Source organism: Marinicauda pacifica (genome assembly GCF_004793635.1).
Classification (GTDB): domain Bacteria; phylum Pseudomonadota; class Alphaproteobacteria; order Caulobacterales; family Maricaulaceae; genus Marinicauda; species Marinicauda pacifica.
On sequence record NZ_SRXV01000059.1, the window covers coordinates 1 to 312 of the forward strand.

Here is a 312-nt window from a genome sequence, read left to right on the forward strand (position 1 = left end):
GCATCGACTATCAGCCCAGCCTGCTGCATCCGCTGGACCAGCAGTCGCGTGCCGCCGGCTGCGCTCATATCGGGGGCCATGTAGCGTCCGCCGGGTTTGAGAGCGGCGATGACCGGCGTCGCCCGCGAGATGGCGTCGAACTGGTCGATGTCGAAATCGGTCTGCGAGAGTCCGGCCTCACGTGCGATCGCGAGCAGGTGCAGGACCGCATTGGTCGATCCGGCTGTAGCGGTGACGGCCGCGGCAGCATTCTTCAGGCTTGCCGGTGTGATCAGGTCGCGCGGGCGCCGATTGTGTTCGAGCGCATACAGG

Annotated in this window: 1 protein-coding gene; it reads right to left on the minus strand. The window is 66.3% G+C overall.

Translation table 11 applies throughout. The features are described 5' to 3' along the window. On the minus strand, window positions 1–312 hold a 312-nt coding region (locus tag E5162_RS14380; RefSeq protein ID WP_174235017.1), incomplete at both ends, for a dihydroxy-acid dehydratase domain-containing protein.